General features: G+C 49.9%; 1 protein-coding gene and 1 pseudogene. Both read left to right on the plus strand.

Annotation, left to right across the window (positions count from 1 at the left end; all coding sequences use genetic code 11):
- Positions 1-4 precede the first annotated feature (4 nt).
- Positions 5-523 carry an NfeD family membrane protein gene (locus tag AC5V8P_RS25850; RefSeq protein ID WP_063212053.1) on the plus strand — a complete coding sequence of 173 codons (519 nt, stop codon included), beginning with the start codon at positions 5-7 and terminating at the stop codon, positions 521-523.
- A gap of 48 nt (positions 524-571) precedes the next feature.
- Positions 572-761, plus strand: a pseudogene (locus tag AC5V8P_RS25855) (flotillin family protein); the annotation flags it as partial.

The raw sequence follows: 761 nt of genomic DNA on the forward strand, positions 1-761 counted from the left end.
TCGTATGGAAACCTTATTTTGGTGGTTGTTGGCAGGAGGCGCAATCTTTACTGTGGTCAGTGTGTTGATCGGGGATGTACTCGGTAGCTGGCTGCATGGGGCATTGGAGCTACCGGGACTTGATTGGTTTAGACCTGTCGTTCTGCTTGGGGCTTTGACTGCTTTTGGCGGAGCTGGGGTACTACTTACAAAGTATACCGGGTTGAGCATGGGCTGGGTCGTTGTGCTAGCTTTAGGGATTGCATTTGTGATTGGAGTGCTAGTATTTTTTGCATTTATCAAGCCCATGGCCAATTCAGAGGTATCCAGCGGCTTCTCGATGCGTGAACTGACTGGCAGAATCGGTGAGGTCACCATTCCTGTACCTGAAGTTGGTTACGGGGAAGTTATGATCCGCTTGGGTGCAGGCAACACCATACATACAGCATCGAGCTTTGATCACAAACCGCTAGCTGCGGGAACCCGTATCGTCGTGGTTGAGGTCGCAGAGGGCGTCGTCCGCGTAGCGTACCTGGACACATAGACGGCGCATTCGCTTAACTTGAAGGGAGCGTGATCGGGAGTGTCAAATTTGCAGGATATTGTGTTGGTCCCTGGAATTGTTGTCATTGTTATCGTCATATTAGGGATCGCTTTTTGGGCCCGTTATAAAACGGTAGGACCGGATGAAGGAATGATTGTGACCGGTTCTTTTCTGGGGAATAAAAATATTTCCGAGGATGAATCAGGCCGCAAGATTAAAATTGTACGTGGTGGGGGGG

It is taken from the genome of Paenibacillus sp. N119s, assembly GCF_059447605.1.